12 protein-coding genes are annotated in these 15,333 nt (G+C 43.7%); 11 read left to right on the top strand and 1 reads right to left on the bottom strand.

Going from position 1 to position 15,333, the window contains the following annotated elements:
* Positions 1-32: 32 nt before the first annotated feature.
* The 4 genes from AC1RM2_RS17770 to AC1RM2_RS17755 all read left to right on the top strand — a co-directional run bounded on the left by AC1RM2_RS17770 (position 33) and on the right by AC1RM2_RS17755 (position 3,266).
* Complete coding sequence (locus tag AC1RM2_RS17770; protein ID WP_492986520.1) at positions 33-821, top strand: hypothetical protein; 789 nt, start codon at positions 33-35, stop codon at positions 819-821.
* A gap of 59 nt (positions 822-880) precedes the next feature.
* A complete protein-coding gene (locus AC1RM2_RS17765) occupies positions 881-1,663 on the top strand; it encodes a hypothetical protein (protein ID WP_492986519.1) in 783 nt (260 codons plus the stop codon).
* Between the two features lie 35 nt (positions 1,664-1,698).
* The gene (locus AC1RM2_RS17760) at positions 1,699-2,601 is read left to right on the top strand and encodes a LysR substrate-binding domain-containing protein (RefSeq protein WP_477450311.1); all 903 of its coding nucleotides are present in this window, start codon (positions 1,699-1,701) and stop codon (positions 2,599-2,601) included.
* A gap of 110 nt (positions 2,602-2,711) precedes the next feature.
* On the top strand, positions 2,712-3,266 hold the full coding sequence (locus AC1RM2_RS17755) for a type 1 glutamine amidotransferase domain-containing protein (protein ID WP_492986518.1): 555 nt from the start codon (positions 2,712-2,714) through the stop codon (positions 3,264-3,266).
* A 99-nt stretch (positions 3,267-3,365) separates the two neighbouring features.
* Here the strand turns inward: AC1RM2_RS17755 and AC1RM2_RS17750 are convergent, their stop codons facing one another.
* Complete coding sequence (locus AC1RM2_RS17750; protein ID WP_492986517.1) at positions 3,366-4,217, bottom strand: DUF4198 domain-containing protein; 852 nt, start codon at positions 4,215-4,217, stop codon at positions 3,366-3,368.
* A gap of 105 nt (positions 4,218-4,322) precedes the next feature.
* On the opposite strand from AC1RM2_RS17750, the gene AC1RM2_RS17745 reads away from it, so the two are divergent.
* From AC1RM2_RS17745 to AC1RM2_RS17715, 7 genes are all read left to right on the top strand, one after another.
* Positions 4,323-6,302 carry an alpha-ketoacid dehydrogenase subunit alpha/beta gene (locus AC1RM2_RS17745; protein ID WP_492986516.1) on the top strand — a complete coding sequence of 660 codons (1,980 nt, stop codon included), beginning with the start codon at positions 4,323-4,325 and terminating at the stop codon, positions 6,300-6,302.
* 221 nt (positions 6,303-6,523) lie between these two features.
* Positions 6,524-7,105, top strand: a complete 582-nt coding sequence (locus AC1RM2_RS17740) for an RNA polymerase sigma-70 factor (protein WP_492986515.1) — start codon at positions 6,524-6,526, stop codon at positions 7,103-7,105.
* A 75-nt stretch (positions 7,106-7,180) separates the two neighbouring features.
* Positions 7,181-8,212: a FecR family protein gene (locus AC1RM2_RS17735; protein WP_492986514.1), complete on the top strand. Its 1,032-nt coding sequence runs from the start codon at positions 7,181-7,183 to the stop codon at positions 8,210-8,212.
* Between the two features lie 267 nt (positions 8,213-8,479).
* Positions 8,480-11,908 (top strand): TonB-dependent receptor, encoded by a 3,429-nt coding sequence (locus AC1RM2_RS17730; protein WP_492986513.1) that lies wholly within the window; start codon positions 8,480-8,482, stop codon positions 11,906-11,908.
* Positions 11,909-11,919: 11 nt separating this feature from the next.
* Positions 11,920-13,467: a RagB/SusD family nutrient uptake outer membrane protein gene (locus tag AC1RM2_RS17725; protein WP_492986512.1), complete on the top strand. Its 1,548-nt coding sequence runs from the start codon at positions 11,920-11,922 to the stop codon at positions 13,465-13,467.
* A gap of 19 nt (positions 13,468-13,486) precedes the next feature.
* Entirely contained in the window at positions 13,487-14,329 is an 843-nt protein-coding gene (locus tag AC1RM2_RS17720) for a PKD domain-containing protein (protein WP_492986511.1), read from the top strand.
* Between the two features lie 58 nt (positions 14,330-14,387).
* Entirely contained in the window at positions 14,388-15,236 is an 849-nt protein-coding gene (locus tag AC1RM2_RS17715) for a glycoside hydrolase family 16 protein (protein ID WP_492986510.1), read from the top strand.
* Positions 15,237-15,333 lie beyond the last annotated feature (97 nt).

The following is a 15,333-nucleotide window of genomic DNA, read 5'->3' as shown; positions in this document are numbered from 1 at the left end:
TTATTCCTATTTTTATCTACAAATGATTACTTATGAAAATCTCTGGTTTTTCTGTTTTGTTTCTTCTCATATCAGCGTTTATAAACGTATTTGGTCAAAATCCAAAAGATATTGAGGCCGACCTGCTCCGCTCCTTTAAAAAGATTGAATATTGGAACCAAAAGCAAGCTGCCGGGCAAGCCAATGCGTCCGATTCCTTAGGCGGAGCCAATGAGCACTTTGGCAAAGAATTAAAAACTTATGCCGAAAAATACCCGGCCACTATTGATGCCCCATTCACCTCTTTAAAAAAAGAGCACCTTGATATTTTTACGTCAACCGATAATTTATTCAGGATCTACTGTTGGGATACCTGGGAAGGCGGCACCATGCATGATTTTGCAAACATTATGCAATATAAAACCGGCCAACAAACAAAATCAATGTTACTCAGAAGCGCCGACGGCACTAGCATTCCCTTTTATTCAAACCTTTATACTTTTAACGCCGGTACTAAAACTTACTACTTAGGTATCTACGGCGGCATTTACTCTACAAAAGATGCTGAAACGGGCGTCAGGGTTTTTGCTATAGAAAACGGCAGGTTAAATGATGACGTCAAGATCATCAAAACACAATCGGGCATGCGCAGTAGTATTCATTACGGGTATGATTTCTTTTCGGTAGTGGATATCGCTTTTGACAAAAGGCCGACTATTACCTTCAACCCAACATCGCAAACTATAAGTATCCCCTTAGTTGCCGCTGATGGCAAGGTTACCAATAAGTTTATCATCTACAGGTTTAACGGTCAATACTTCGAAAAGGTAAAAACCAAGTAATAGTTATAAATTTCAACTATTATTTATAATTGCAAGCTATTTTTACTAACTTGTTACCAATGAAAGCCCTTAAGCTCGTCGTTGTTTTATGTTGCTGTTTTTTTACAGCCAATTTATCTGCCCAGACTATCAGCAGTCCGCAGGCCATTGAGGCCGACCTGTTACGGATTTTCAAGCGCGTTAATTACTATGGCACGCATAAAAAGGAATGGAAAGCTGTTGATTCCCTGAAAAAGATGAATAGTATTTTTGCTTTCAAACTTAAATATTACACATCCAAATACCCTTTTACTATCGATTTAAAATTCACATCGCTGGTAAAAGAGCGTATGGTTATCGCAACTTCGGCAGATGGCATGTTCCGCACCTATTCCTGGGATACCCGGCTGGGCAATGGCGGGTACGATTTTGATAACATACTGCAATACAAGGTTAACGGCCAAACGCTGTCGCTATTAAAAATGGACCCGCCGGGCAAGGAAGCTTACTGGTTCCCTAAGATTTATACTTTTACGGCCAATAATAAAACCATGTACCTGGCTGTCTACAACTCGGTAATGTCGGCCAATAAAGCCGGGCAGGGCATCCGGGCTTATGCCATTGAAAAGGGTGTGCTGAACGGACGTGTACCTATGGTAAAAACCCCCACTGCAGTATTAAGCCGACTGTATTATGAATACAACCTGCAATCGGTAGCCGATTGGGATACTTTCCCGAGCATCACATTTGACCATACCACCAAAACAATACATACCCCCCTGGTTGATTTCAGCGGCAAAATGACCCGCAAGGTTATCACCTATAAATTTACCGGAAGGTTTTTCGAGAAAGTAAAGAGTTAGCGCCGGGGCCTTTTACTATCTTTGAGATGTAAATTATGATCTCATTCGCCCACCGTGTTTTTATGGAAGTTGCTGCCAACTTGAGTTTCTCAAAGGCTGCGCAGGTGCTGTTTGTAACGCAACCTGCCATAAGCAAGCATATTAAGGCTCTGGAAGATCAGTATAAAGTACCCTTGTTTGAGCGCAAGGGCAACAGCATCCTGCTTACCGAAGCGGGCAATAAGCTGAATGAATACCTGCAGCAAGCCACCGAAATTGAACGCAAAATCGAATACGACCTCTCGGTACTCAGCAACCTGTCGCAGGCAGCAGGCCATTTGCGCTTAGGGGCCAGTACTACCATTGCGCTATATATTTTACCCTCAATACTATCCGGCTTTCAGCGCGAGTACGCCAATGTGGATGTACAGCTGGTAAACCGCAACTCCGAGTACATCCTGAATGCCTTACTGAATCACGAGGTTGATATCGGCATTATAGAAGTTGATAATAAACTCACAACAGTATCCTACAAACCTTTCATGAGCGATGAGGTGATCCCGGTATGCTCGGCAAAAAGCCCGTTGGCGGGTAAATCGCTAACGTTAAAGCAGTTTGTTAAAACGCCCCTGGCCGTGCGCGAACGGGGTTCCGGCACGCTGAACGCGGTTTTAAAATCGCTATCGGCACTGCACATTAAACCTGCCGACCTATCGGTAAAAATTCGCCTTGGAGGTACCGAAGCGCTTAAAAACTTTCTGCTGGCCGATCAGTGCCTTGGCTTTATGCCCCGCCCCTCTATCATCCGCCAGCTGGCCGAAGGCGATCTGGTTGAAGTACCCATCGAAGGCCTGAAAATTACCCGCGATTTCTTTTTCATCCGCCGCAAAGGAACTGAAGATTATGGGTTGACGAGTAATTTTATCAATTATGCGTTGGGGCATATAGCTGATAAATAACACCTTAAAAATTTCCGTTTCATTATTTAAAAATACTTGAAACCATCTGACCGCTGGCCTGTAGTTATAGTTGTACTTAATTTATTTTATTAATAATTAAAAATGCAATTATGGCAAGTTTAAATGATCGTAAGGTAGCTATCCTTACCGAAGAAGGATTTGAGCAGGTTGAATTAACAAGCCCAAAAGCAGCCCTGGAAGCAGCCGGGGCAACTGTGCATGTGATATCGCCTAAAGCCGGCAAAATAAAAGCCTGGGACAAAACCAACTGGGGTATCGAAATTAATGTTGATAAACAACTCAGCGAAGTGAGCCCGGATAACTACGATGCCTTGATTTTGCCCGGTGGCGTGTTAAATCCGGATAAGTTAAGGCAAAATAAAGATGCGGTGGCATTTGTATCAGCATTTTTAGATGAAGGCAAACCGGTAGCAGCTATTTGCCACGGCCCGCAGATGCTTATTGAAACAGGGTTGATCAATGGCCGCCGTCTTACCTCATACCCATCTTTAAAAACCGACCTAATAAATGCAGGAGCTAATTGGGTTGACCAACAAGTTGTTGTTGACAATGGCCTGGTAACAAGCCGCACCCCTGCCGATCTGGATGCCTTTAACCGTAAGGTTATTGAAGAGATTGCCGAAGGCGTGCATCACGGGGCTTAAGCTATTTTGCGATAGCGATAATAATTTACAGCATTTGAAACATATAAGGACGGGAAACTGCCCGTCCTTATATGTTTATCCAAAAACCGGCCGGCAAAATCAATGCTTGTTGCCAAAGCCAAATTCGCGATAGGTATCAGGCATGCTGCCGTTGTTGGTAAAAGCAAAAGTGTAGGTAGCGCCCCAGCTTTCAAAATCGGCATTTTTATCTTTCGATGCTTCAATATGTACCGAGCTTAGCATGTATATTCCTTCGCGGCTTAGTTTAAAAAATATAAGGCCATTTGCATCAGCGCTCAATTTCTGGGGATAAACATTGCCGTTGATAGTTTTTACATACACAATAACTACGGCATCTTTTAAGGGCTTACCATGAAAAAGAACTTCGGCAGTAACATCATCGCCGTAATCGGATTTGTATGGGTTTTGTTTAATAACAATTTCGTACTCCTCGTTCAGGGGCTTATCAAAATCCCGGTCGGTTGGTTTATCAACGGTTACCAGTGTTTTTAAGTAGCGGGTTGTTTTTTCTACAAAGTATTGCTGGTTGTTGGCTTTTGCTTCTTCGGCAATTTGGTCAAGCCCTTCGCTGCTCAGGTATTTCAAGAATTTGTTTCGCTCCGATTCAACATTCTCACTTTTGATGACTTCGATGGTAGCCAAACCAGGGCTCTCCAGTTTGTAGTTTAATATGTTTGATGCCGTATCTTTTGGCGATTTACCCAGGTCGGTCTGCTTTTTTCCTTCGTACAATACAAATTTCGAGATCTTGGCGCCGTCGTATTTGTACTCCCCCTCCTTTGCAAATTTATTACCGCTTAATAAGTGCAGGTTAATATTATCGCCTTTTTTCATGTAGAAGCTGCCTGGCAGTAAAAAGAAATCTTGCGCGTAGGCCGTAAAACCAATGATTAACAACACCGCCAATAATAAATATACAAATCGTTTCATCGTTTTCAGTTAGGAATTACCAAACATACAAAGTTTAACCCGAAAAAATTATTTTTTGACCCCGTTAGGGGCCTTGCCATTTAAAAACTTCAGTAGTTTTACCTTATGATTTTTGATCGTAAAAACCTTGATACCGACACTTTACTGTCTTTTTACAGAAAACTGTTGCTGCCGCGCATGGTCGAGGAGAAAATGCTCATCCTGTTAAGGCAGGGCCGCATTGGCAAATGGTTTTCGGGCATAGGGCAGGAAGCCATTGCCGTAGGCAGTACCCTGGCTATGGCCGATGATGAATATATTTTGCCCATGCACCGCAATCTGGGTGTTTTTACAACGCGTAATATCCCACTTTCGCGCTTAATGGCGCAGTGGCAAGGCAAGCCCTCGGGCTTTACCAAAGGGCGCGACAGATCGTTCCATTTTGGTACACAGGAATATAAAATCATAGGGATGATATCGCACCTGGGGCCGCAGCTGGCCTTAGCCGATGGTATAGCGCTGGCCGATGTATTATCTAACCGGCATAAAACCACCCTGGTTTATACCGGCGAAGGCGCCACCAGCGAAGGCGATTTTCATGAGGCCTTAAACATTGCCGCAGTTTGGAATTTGCCTGTTATTTTCCTTATCGAAAACAATGGGTACGGCTTATCAACCCCAACCAATGAGCAATACAACTGCAACCAGCTGGTTGATAAAGCCATAGGCTACGGTATGGAGGGCCGCCGTATTGATGGCAACAATATTTTAGAGGTTTACCACACCATAACAGATATTAAAAACAGCATCCGCGAAAATCCGCGCCCGGTTTTGCTGGAGTGTATGACCTTCCGGATGCGCGGGCATGAGGAGGCTTCGGGGACCAAATACGTGCCGCATAACTTATTTGAGTGGTGGGGCGCAAAAGATCCGCTGGCCAATTTCGAGAAATATTTACTAAATGAGCGCGTGCTGCTGCCCGAGTGGATCCCGGTGATCAGGAAGGAGTTTACAGCGCTTATCGAATCGGAATTTGAAAAGGTTTACAGCGAGGCTGATATTGTGCCCGATATTGACACCGAAGTGGCCGATATGTACCGGCCTTACCAATTCCCGGCAAGCCAGCCTTCAGCAAGCCCGGCAACTAACAAACGATATATTGATGCCATAAGCGACGGCATGCGGCAGGGCATGCGCAAATATCCCAACCTGGTAGTTATGGGGCAGGATATTGCCGAATATGGCGGCGCATTTAAAATAACCCAGGGCTTTGTAGAAGAATTTGGCAAAGGCCGGGTGCGCAACACGCCCATCTGCGAATCGGGCATTGTAGGTGCAGGTATGGGCTTGGCGCTCAACGGCTACAAAGCTATTGTTGAAATGCAATTTGCCGATTTTGTTACCTGCGGATTTAACCAGATTATTAATAACCTGGCCAAAACCCATTACCGCTGGGCGCAGGCCGTTGATATGGTTGTACGTATGCCCACCGGCGCAGGCACCGGTGCGGGTCCTTTCCACTCGCAAAGTAACGAGGCCTGGTTTACAAAAACGCCGGGGCTTAAAGTGGTTTACCCGGCTTTCCCGGCCGATGCCAAGGGCTTGTTGCTGGCAGCAATTGACGACCCCAACCCGGTTATTTACTTTGAGCACAAATACCTGTACCGCAGCATTAACGGCCCTGTGCCCGATAATGATGTACTGATAGAAATTGGTAAAGCCAACATTGTACAACAAGGCGAAAAAGCTACCGTCGTCACCTTTGGTTTGGGCGTACACTGGGCGCTGGAGTATGCGGCCAAACATTCTGAATTTTCCTTAGAGATCATCGACCTGCGCAGCCTGCTGCCCTGGGATAAGGAAGCTGTAGAAAAAAGCGTGCAAAAAACAGGCCGTGCATTGGTATTACACGAGGATACGCTCACCAGCGGCTTCGGTGCCGAAATAGCAGCCCACATTGCCGAACATTGTTTTAAATACCTGGACGCCCCGGTAATGCGCTGTGGCAGCCTGGATACGGCCATCCCCATGAATAAAGCGCTGGAAGACCAGTTTTTGGCCAAAGCAAGACTTGCGGAAACGATGGAGAAATTGCTGGGGTATTGATTGCTGGGGTGTTAAGTCAACAGCGTTAAGTCCAAAGTCGTTTTTTTTCTTTTCGACTTAGAACTTAAGACTTTGGGCTAAAGCCGATCCGTACTTTTAATGCGCTGCTACAACACATGTTTTAAGATAAAACTAAACCCTTGGTATTGATTGTTTTTTTTGGGAGATTTGTAAAAGGTTAATTAATTAATAATATATAATTAATCTTCTGCAAGATACGCATGACCAATTTTACTAAGTTTGATGAGGAGCAATTGATTAGTCTGATGCAACAAGATTCTCTTGGGGCATTTAAGGAGATTTATCAACGTTACTGGAAAGCATTATATGCAGAAGCATACAAACGTTTAAAGGATAAAGATGCCTCGGAAGAAATTGTGCAGGAATTGTTTACGGCTTTTTGGCATAAACGGCATTCGTTAAACATTCATCAAACCATAGGTGGATACCTTTATAAAAGCGTTGGCTACCGCGTAATTGATCATTTTCGGAAAGAACTTACACGGCAAACACACCAGGAATCTTTCAAGCTTGGTTACACCGAGGCCGACCATTCTACTGAACAAGCCATCATGCTTAAAGATCTGCAACTGAATATAACCCATGTGGTAAACCAGTTGCCGGATAAATGCAGGTCTGTTTACGAGTTGAGCAGGATTAGCCATAAAACCAACAAAGAAATTGCCACTGAACTTGGCATATCAGAAAAAACCGTCGAAAATCACCTGACAAAAGCACTTAACAAACTTCGCCTTAGTCTTAACAACTACCTCCTTTTGCTGATATTTCTCCTGATAAAATAATTTTTTTATCAACGCGTAGGGGATGCGCTCTTTTCAAACGTCAAGTATTTATAAACCGCTAATATTTTAGTTTTCATGAAACCACTTATACCCGTAGAATTACTGGAAAAGTATTTGAATGGTAATTGCACAGAAGAAGAAATAGCATTGATTAAACAATGGTATCATTCTTTTGATGATGACTATGATTATATCTCGGGCGTAAGCGAAGCCGATGGAAAGGAAATAGAAGAGCGGATATATAACCGGATTACTGAAAATATTGAAGTTGATAATATCCCGGCCCAAACAGGTGGCGTGCGATATCTGCGTATAATAAAATGGTCAGCCGCCGCGGCCGTTGCTGCGTTTTTACTGGGTGCTTTTTATTTCGTTAATAACACAAAAAGCCCATCCTCACAGGTAGCACAAGTTGCCCCCCAACAAGTAGAGCAGGTTGATATCACCAACAATTCAAATCAAATTTACAAAGCAGTATTGCCCGATAGCAGCACCATTTGGCTAAGTCCGGGAGGCAACATAAGATATCCTAAAACATTTGCAAAAAATGCCAGGATCATATCAATGTATGGCGAAGGCTTTTTTGAGATTACTAAAAACCCCAGGCGGCCTTTTATCATCAACGGGCGGTCGATAATCACTAAGGTTTGGGGCACCAGTTTTTTAATACGTGATAACTATCGCAGTAACACCGCCGATGTATCGGTTGTAACCGGCAAAGTATCGGTAAGTATTAAAAATAACGATCAGGATAACAACGTGAACACCAATTTAGAAAAACACGAGCTGATGCTTTATCCCAATCAAAAAGCAGTTTACCTGATAGATAAACATTTATTGAAACCCGCAGGCATAGTAAATCAGCCGGCATTAAAAATATGGAGCCAGGTTAATCTTTCATTTGATAACAAACCCCTTCGCGAAATTATCCCGGTGCTTAATGCAACTTATGGAGTACATATAAAGGTAGCTAATGAAAGATTGAACCATTATATGCTTAATGCCGATTTTGCGGGCTTTAACCTGCCAGATGTGTTGGCGGCCCTTAAAAAATCTATCAATGTAAATTACCAGATAAAGGACAACAACACTATTGAACTTAATTAAACCAATTAATTACTAACCCAAATTAACCTGATAAGCCTATGCGAAGTAAGATACCCACTTAAAAAAACACCTCAGTTCCTGAGGTTGCAAATTCACCCGTAAAATAAAAAAACTTAGAAGTGTTGCGACCACTCCTAAGCTTGAAAAGCCCAATACTGATGCACCATAAAATGGCGTAGCGGGCATTTAATTGTCTCATTTTTAACAAAGAAACATTACAAATATATGAAATTTCGTTTGCGAAAGCCTATTCCCTGGTCTAAAATCATGAAGATTACATTTAGTCAAATATTGATAGCAGTTTTACTAAGCACCATAGCTTACTCAAGCCCGTTAAGGGCGCAAAGCGTACTTGATAAAACGGTTAGCCTGTCGTTTAAACAGGTTACCGTACAGGAGGTTTTAAACTACCTGCAAAAAGACAATGACATCAAATTTATCTACAGTAAAAACTCGATAAACCTGTCGCAAAAAGTTACTTTGAATTTCGAGAACAAAAGTTTAAAAAGTGTTCTTGACCAGCTGCTAAAAAACAATGGGATTGACTACGAGGTTTTAAAAGGCAGAATAGTACTGGGAAAACCTGCTGATATCAAAGCAGCCGAAGGTACTGCTACCTCCGTAGATAAATCCGGAGAGCTTAACCAGGCAATAGCAGGTATCGTGATATCTGGTAAAGTGGTTGATGAAAAAGGTTTGCCGTTGCCTGGTGCAAGCGTACGTGAAAAAGGAACGCAAAACGGTGTACAAACAGATGTAAATGGCAACTTTAAGTTGAACGTTAGCAGCGAGAACGCGGTTTTAGCTGTCGATTTTATCAGCTACCGCTCTACAGAAGTTAATGTTGGTAAACAAACCTTTATCACCATAACCCTTATTGAAGATATAAAAGGATTAAACGAAGTAGTGGTTGTTGGTTATGGCACACAAAAAAAGAGTGTAACCACCGGTGCAATATCCGGCGTTACCGCCAAAGAATTTGAAGACCTGCCGGTTACACGCGTAGAGCAAATATTACAGGGCCGCACTTCTGGTTTAACCATTGCCGCGAACAATGGCCAGCCGGGCGAGGGCGCTACCGTACGTGTAAGGGGTATCACGTCATTTAACAATAACGACCCGCTTTGGGTGGTTGACGGTGTTGTGGTTGATAATGGCGGCATTGGCTACCTTAACCAATCAGATATCGAGTCAATTGAAGTGTTAAAAGATGCTGCATCCCAAGCAATTTACGGTACGCGTGCAGCTGCCGGCGTAATTTTGGTAACCACCAAAAAAGGCCGCGAAGGTAAGCCACAGATAAATTATTCAGGTTATTATGGCACATCTAAACCGGCGCGCACAATTGATTTACTAAATGCCCAGCAATATGCAACTTTACGCAACGAAGCAAGCGTTGCCGGCGGGGGCGCCATTGTGTATGCTAATCCGGCCTCATTAGGTGTTGGAACCGACTGGCAATCCGTTATTTTCAATAACAGCGCCAAACGCCAAAATCATGAGCTAAGTGTTAGCGGCGGTAACGATAAATCTACCTACTACACCTCCTTTGGTTATTTACAGCAAGATGGTATTGTTGCCACAGATATATCAAAATACAAACGCATCAATTTTAGGGTTAATCAAACCTACAAGCCTGCAAAATGGATAAACTTTGGCGAAAACCTTGGCTATACTTATAACAAATCAATAGGCCTGGGCAATACCAACAGCGAGTTTGGCGGCCCTATCAGCTCGGCTTTAAACCTCGACCCTATTACCGTTCCGGTTGTAACCGACCAGACTGCTGCTTCGGCCCCTGTATATGCCAATAACCCTGTGCGCAGAAATGCTTTAGGTTATCCTTACGGTATCTCGAATATAGTAGGCCAGGAAATTACCAACCCGCTTGCATATATATCAACCAGGTTAGGTAACTATAGCTGGGCGCATAACATTGTAGGCAATATATACGGCGAATTAGAACCCATAAAAGGTTTAAAGCTACGTTCGACAGTAGGCACCAAGATAGCTTTTTATGGCGGCGAATCGTTTAACCCGGTAGCATACCTCAACTCATCTACCGTAACATCGCAAAACAGCTACAACCGCGAAAGCAACAGGTTATTTAACTGGAATATTGAGAACACAGCATCATACAACCGCACCTTAGGTAAACATAGTGCAACAGTATTGATTGGCCAGGGAGCTTATTCAGAAAACAACCGTTATACAAACGGTGTAACCTATTACAACCTGCCGGTTGATAACTTCAAGGATGCATCTTTAAATTACAGCATACCAGCCGCTAACAGAATTGGTTACGGCAGCGAAGGGCAGGCACACACTATCAGTTCGTTATTTGCGCGTGCTAACTACAATTATGACGAGCGCTATATCATAGAAGGCGTTATCCGCCGCGATGGTTCATCAAGGTTTGGCGCAAACTATAAATATGGTACTTTTCCTTCATTTTCTTTGGGTTGGGTACCTTCAAAAGAAGCTTTTTGGCCTAAAAACGAAACTGTTAACTTCTTGAAATTCCGTGGCGGCTACGGTGTTGTGGGTAGCGATGCCATTGCCGATAATGCCTTTCTTTCAACAATAGGCGGTGGCCGTAACTATAGCTTTGGCACCGGCGATACCTACATAAGCGGTTACAGCCCTAATGCGCCATCAAACCCTAACCTTCGCTGGGAAGAAACAGCGCAAACCAACGTGGGTTTTGATGCGGTGTTATTTAACGACTTTAACCTGACCTTTGAATGGTTTAAAAAGAAAACCAGTGGTATTTTACAATACCCCCCAATCCCGTTATATGTGGGCGCCATCTCAAACCCTGCAGCTAACATCGGCGATATGGAGAACAAAGGCCTTGAGTTAGAATTGGGTTACCGCAAAAAAATAGGCGAATTTAACTTAAATGTTAATGCCAACGTAACACACATCACCAACAAAGTCACCTATTTAGGTAACGGTCAAAAATTCCTTGATGGCGCAGGTTTCCAGGGAGTTGAAGGCGGTATTACACGTACCACCGTTGGCCAGGCTTACAATTCCTTTTACGGATACCAAAACATGGGTATTTTTCAAACACAGGCAGAGATTGACAGCTATGTATCGGCCAGCGGCCATAAAATACAGCCAAATGCCAAACCCGGCGATTTTAAATGGGCCGACCTTGATGGCAACGGAACTATTAATGACCAGGACCGTACCTACATTGGCAACCCTACACCATCGTGGATATATGGTTTAACCTTTAATGCATCGTACAAAAACTTCGACATCGTTGTGTTTGGACAAGGCCAGGCAGGCAACATGATTTTCCAGGGCTTGCACCGTTTAGATATCGGTAACTCAAACTTCACCACTAAACGTTTAGAAAGATGGGTTGGCCCGGGCACATCAAATACCGAGCCCCGTGTAGTTGATGGCGATCCTAACCACAACACTACCTATAACTCTAAATATTACCTTGAAAAAGGCGATTACTTCCGTATCAAAAACCTGCAGTTAGGATATAGCCTTCCTAAAAATCTGATTAGCAAAATTGGTATGCGCAGGGCAAGGATATATGTAACCGGCGAGAACCTGTTCACCTTTACCAAATACTCTGGTTACGATCCGGAGATTGGCGGCGGCAGCTACAGTATCGATCGTGGTTTTTATATGCAGGCAAAATCGTATATGCTGGGTGTAAGTGTTGGATTTTAATAATTAATGAAATGAAGAAGAGTATAAAATATTTATCATTTTTTCTGGCGGCATCATTTGCAGTAACCGCCTGTAAAAAAAGCTTTCTGGATGTAAAGCCTAAAGGCACCAATCTGGAATCGAGCTATTACCGTAACCAAACCGAGGCATATAATGGGCTTACAGCCGTTTACGATGTTGTTGGATGGCAAGGCGGCGGTTTTGTAACCAAAGAAGGCGCCATGGATGCCGGATCCGACGATCATTATGCAGGGGGTGGTAACGCTACCGATATTAACGATTTACAGGTATTTTCAAACTACACACTATCCCCATCGGTGGGCCCGTCATACGAGTTATGGAAAGCCGGCTTTTCGGGAGTATTCCGTGCAAACGTGCTGATCCAGAAATTGCCAAACGTTCCGATGGACGAGGGCTTGAAAAGCAGGTACAAATCTGAAGCTACCGCATTGCGCGCTTATTTCTATTTCGACCTGGTAAGGCTGTTTAAATATGTGCCTTTATTAACCGAGTCGATACCGGCCGACCAGATTTACAATGTAGAGCAAGCTACCCCTGCCGCAGTGTATAAGCAAATTGAAACCGATTTAAAAGCAGCAATAGCCGATGGAAATATCCCCGACAAAATAGACATAACCACAGATGGCGGCCGCCTTACCAAAGGTGCTATGCATGCCTTATTAGGTAAGGTTTACCTTTATGAGCAAAAATGGACAGAAGCAGCAGCAGAGTTTGCCGAAGTAAATGGCACAACACCCGGCCAGGCAAACACAAAATATGGTTACAAATTGCTTACAAATTTTGCCGACCTGTGGAAAACACAAAATAAATTTAACAGCGAGTCGATACTTGAGGTTGGTCACTCATCAAAATCAGGAGGCGATTGGTCATGTATTGCCTGTACCGAGGGTAACGTTTTAAATATTATTGTTGGCCCGAGAGACTATAAGGCCCTTAAACCCGGAGCGCCGGATTATATTTCAGGTTACAGCTTTTTGCCTATTACCAAAAATTTATTCGATGCCATACATTTCGATCCGCGTAACAAAGCAACGGTTGCAAATTTAGACAGTTTAAAAGCAAACGGCATTGCCGACTATACCCCGGGATATATGAACACCGGCTATTTCCTGGGCAAATTTGCCGGGCATGTTGCCGATAAAACTACCGGCGGCGGTGCTCCTGAACTAAATTATCCGCAAAATTTATACGAAATACGTTTAGCCGATACCTACCTGATGGAAGCCGAGGCGCTTATTCGTGGCGCAGGTAACACGGCACGCGCAACGGCATTAATGACCGCCGTACACACCCGGGCTTATAACGACGGTGTAACGCACGGCCTGGCTGCCACCTTCGAAAATTTAAAAAGAGAACGCCGCCTTGAACTTGCCGGTGAAGGGCACCGCTGGTTTGACCTGGTACGCTGGGGCGATGCTGCAACAGTGTTGGGTTCAAGAGGCTTTACTGCCGGTAAAAATGAAATTTTACCTATCCCGCTTAATGATTTAAACAACACCAAGCTTAAGCAAGGTAAAGAGTGGGGTGGTACGTTATAATTAACTTATTGAAATAATTATGAAATTAAACATGATTAAAGCCTGTGCCCTGGGGGTACTTGCTATTGGAATATATGAAGGCTGCAGACCAGAAAAATATGATGGTAATGGCTTAACCTCTACCGACCTTAAAGCTACATTCACCGTAACGCCGGTAAGCGGCAAGGCAAACTATTACGTATTAAATGCCGATACCAAAGGCGTATTAGCTGTAAAATGGGATTTGGGCGATGGCGCTGCAATAAGCAAACCTACCGACACTGTTTTCTTCCCCGATGCGGGCAAATACACAGTTACCCTTACTGCAATTGGTAAAGGCGGCGAAACAAAAACCGCTTCCCAGGATATTAACGTAGCCACGTCTGATCCATCTGCCGGTAACCTGGTGCTGGGATCGAATATGGCTGCAAGTGATGATGCTTTCTGGAACCATATAACCATATCAAACGGCGTTACCTTCGCTATAGATAATGGCAAAATGGTTGCAAAGGGCGGTGGTTATGGCCATGCCGGTATTTGGCAGGCCATAAACGTTGTTGCCGGGCGTAAATATCAAATAGATATGAACGTTGATGGCAGCGGCGCATCCGACACCTGGTTTGAAGTTTACTTTGGCACAAAGCAACCTGTTAACGGTTCAGATTACAGCGATGGTGGCGCACGCCTTGCTATAAACACCTGGACGGGTTGTGGTAAAACACCATTTAACGGAAAACTGTCTGCCATACAATGCGCCGGGAGCGGTAATGTTGTTACGGCTGCCGCAACTGGTAAAATGTATTTACTTATCAAAAGCGGGGGTAATAACCTCGGCTTAACCGGTATCGAGTTTACCAAAGTGACTCTTCGCGGAGTTCAATAATTTATAACAGAACAAGGCTGCCTTGACTAAGCAGCCTTGTTCTTACTCTTATCAAAATATGAAAAAGCTAATATTTGCTATATATCCGTTAATCGTTTTAGCTGTGCCATCTTGCTCAAAAAAGAGCGGGACCACTATGGAGCCTTTTAAACAAATAGAGCAGCCCGCTAAAACATACGGCTTTGAAAGTACCGTTGCGTGGTCTGATGAGTTTGATACCAACGGCGCACCCGACCCTGCAAAATGGACCTACGATGTTGGCGGAAGCGGCTGGGGTAATAACGAACTGGAGTATTATACAAACACCACCAACAATGCGGTTATTAAAGATGGCGTACTTACAATTACCGCCAAAAAAGAAAGCCTGAACGGAATGAATTATACCTCATCCAGGATGGTTTCAAAAAATGGCAGCGATGTGCTTTACGGCCGCATAGAGGTAAAAGCCAAGCTGCCTGCCGGCAGGGGAACCTGGCCTGCAATTTGGATGTTGCCAAACGATTATGCTTACGGCGCCTGGCCAAACTCCGGCGAAATAGATATTATGGAACATGTGGGCTACGATCCGAACAAAGTTCATTTTAGTGTACACAACCAGCTATATAACGGCGGTAATGCAAAAACAAGCACCTTAGACATCCCTACTGCCTTTACTGATTATCATTTGTACCGTGCCGATTGGACACCCACATCTATAAAAGGTTATTACGATGATCAGCTGATATTTACTTATACCAATGATGGTAAGGGATCTGCAGGCTGGCCTTTTGATAAACCTTTCCACGTATTACTAAACCTTGCCATTGGCGGTAACTGGGGCGGTGTACAAGGGGTCGACGATAGTATTTTCCCCGTTTCAATGCAGGTAGATTACGTGCGTTTTTACAAAATGACTACAACAAACTAATGTCGTGTCAACGATAAATTGACGGATCGTCTTAAGTCTTGAGTCGAAACAAAAAAATTAAACTTTGGGCTTAAGACTCAAGACTTTGGACTTAAGA

It is taken from the genome of Mucilaginibacter sp. GW822-FHT03E02 (assembly GCF_058801545.1).
Note: the sequence above shows the minus strand (reverse complement) of the source record. Positions and strands in the feature narration are given on the sequence as shown.

What these genes read in the sequence shown, in the direction of transcription:
- AC1RM2_RS17770 (WP_492986520.1), top strand. Translation starts at nt 33, where the DNA reads ATGAAAATCTCTGGTTTTTCTGTTTTGTTTCTTCTCATATCAGCGTTT.
- AC1RM2_RS17765 (WP_492986519.1), top strand. Translation starts at nt 881, where the DNA reads ATGAAAGCCCTTAAGCTCGTCGTTGTTTTATGTTGCTGTTTTTTTACA.
- AC1RM2_RS17760 (WP_477450311.1), top strand. Translation starts at nt 1,699, where the DNA reads ATGATCTCATTCGCCCACCGTGTTTTTATGGAAGTTGCTGCCAACTTG.
- AC1RM2_RS17755 (WP_492986518.1), top strand. Translation starts at nt 2,712, where the DNA reads ATGGCAAGTTTAAATGATCGTAAGGTAGCTATCCTTACCGAAGAAGGA.
- AC1RM2_RS17750 (WP_492986517.1), bottom strand. Translation starts at nt 4,217, where the DNA reads ATGAAACGATTTGTATATTTATTATTGGCGGTGTTGTTAATCATTGGT.
- AC1RM2_RS17745 (WP_492986516.1), top strand. Translation starts at nt 4,323, where the DNA reads ATGATTTTTGATCGTAAAAACCTTGATACCGACACTTTACTGTCTTTT.
- AC1RM2_RS17740 (WP_492986515.1), top strand. Translation starts at nt 6,524, where the DNA reads ATGACCAATTTTACTAAGTTTGATGAGGAGCAATTGATTAGTCTGATG.
- AC1RM2_RS17735 (WP_492986514.1), top strand. Translation starts at nt 7,181, where the DNA reads ATGAAACCACTTATACCCGTAGAATTACTGGAAAAGTATTTGAATGGT.
- AC1RM2_RS17730 (WP_492986513.1), top strand. Translation starts at nt 8,480, where the DNA reads ATGAAGATTACATTTAGTCAAATATTGATAGCAGTTTTACTAAGCACC.
- AC1RM2_RS17725 (WP_492986512.1), top strand. Translation starts at nt 11,920, where the DNA reads ATGAAGAAGAGTATAAAATATTTATCATTTTTTCTGGCGGCATCATTT.
- AC1RM2_RS17720 (WP_492986511.1), top strand. Translation starts at nt 13,487, where the DNA reads ATGAAATTAAACATGATTAAAGCCTGTGCCCTGGGGGTACTTGCTATT.
- AC1RM2_RS17715 (WP_492986510.1), top strand. Translation starts at nt 14,388, where the DNA reads ATGAAAAAGCTAATATTTGCTATATATCCGTTAATCGTTTTAGCTGTG.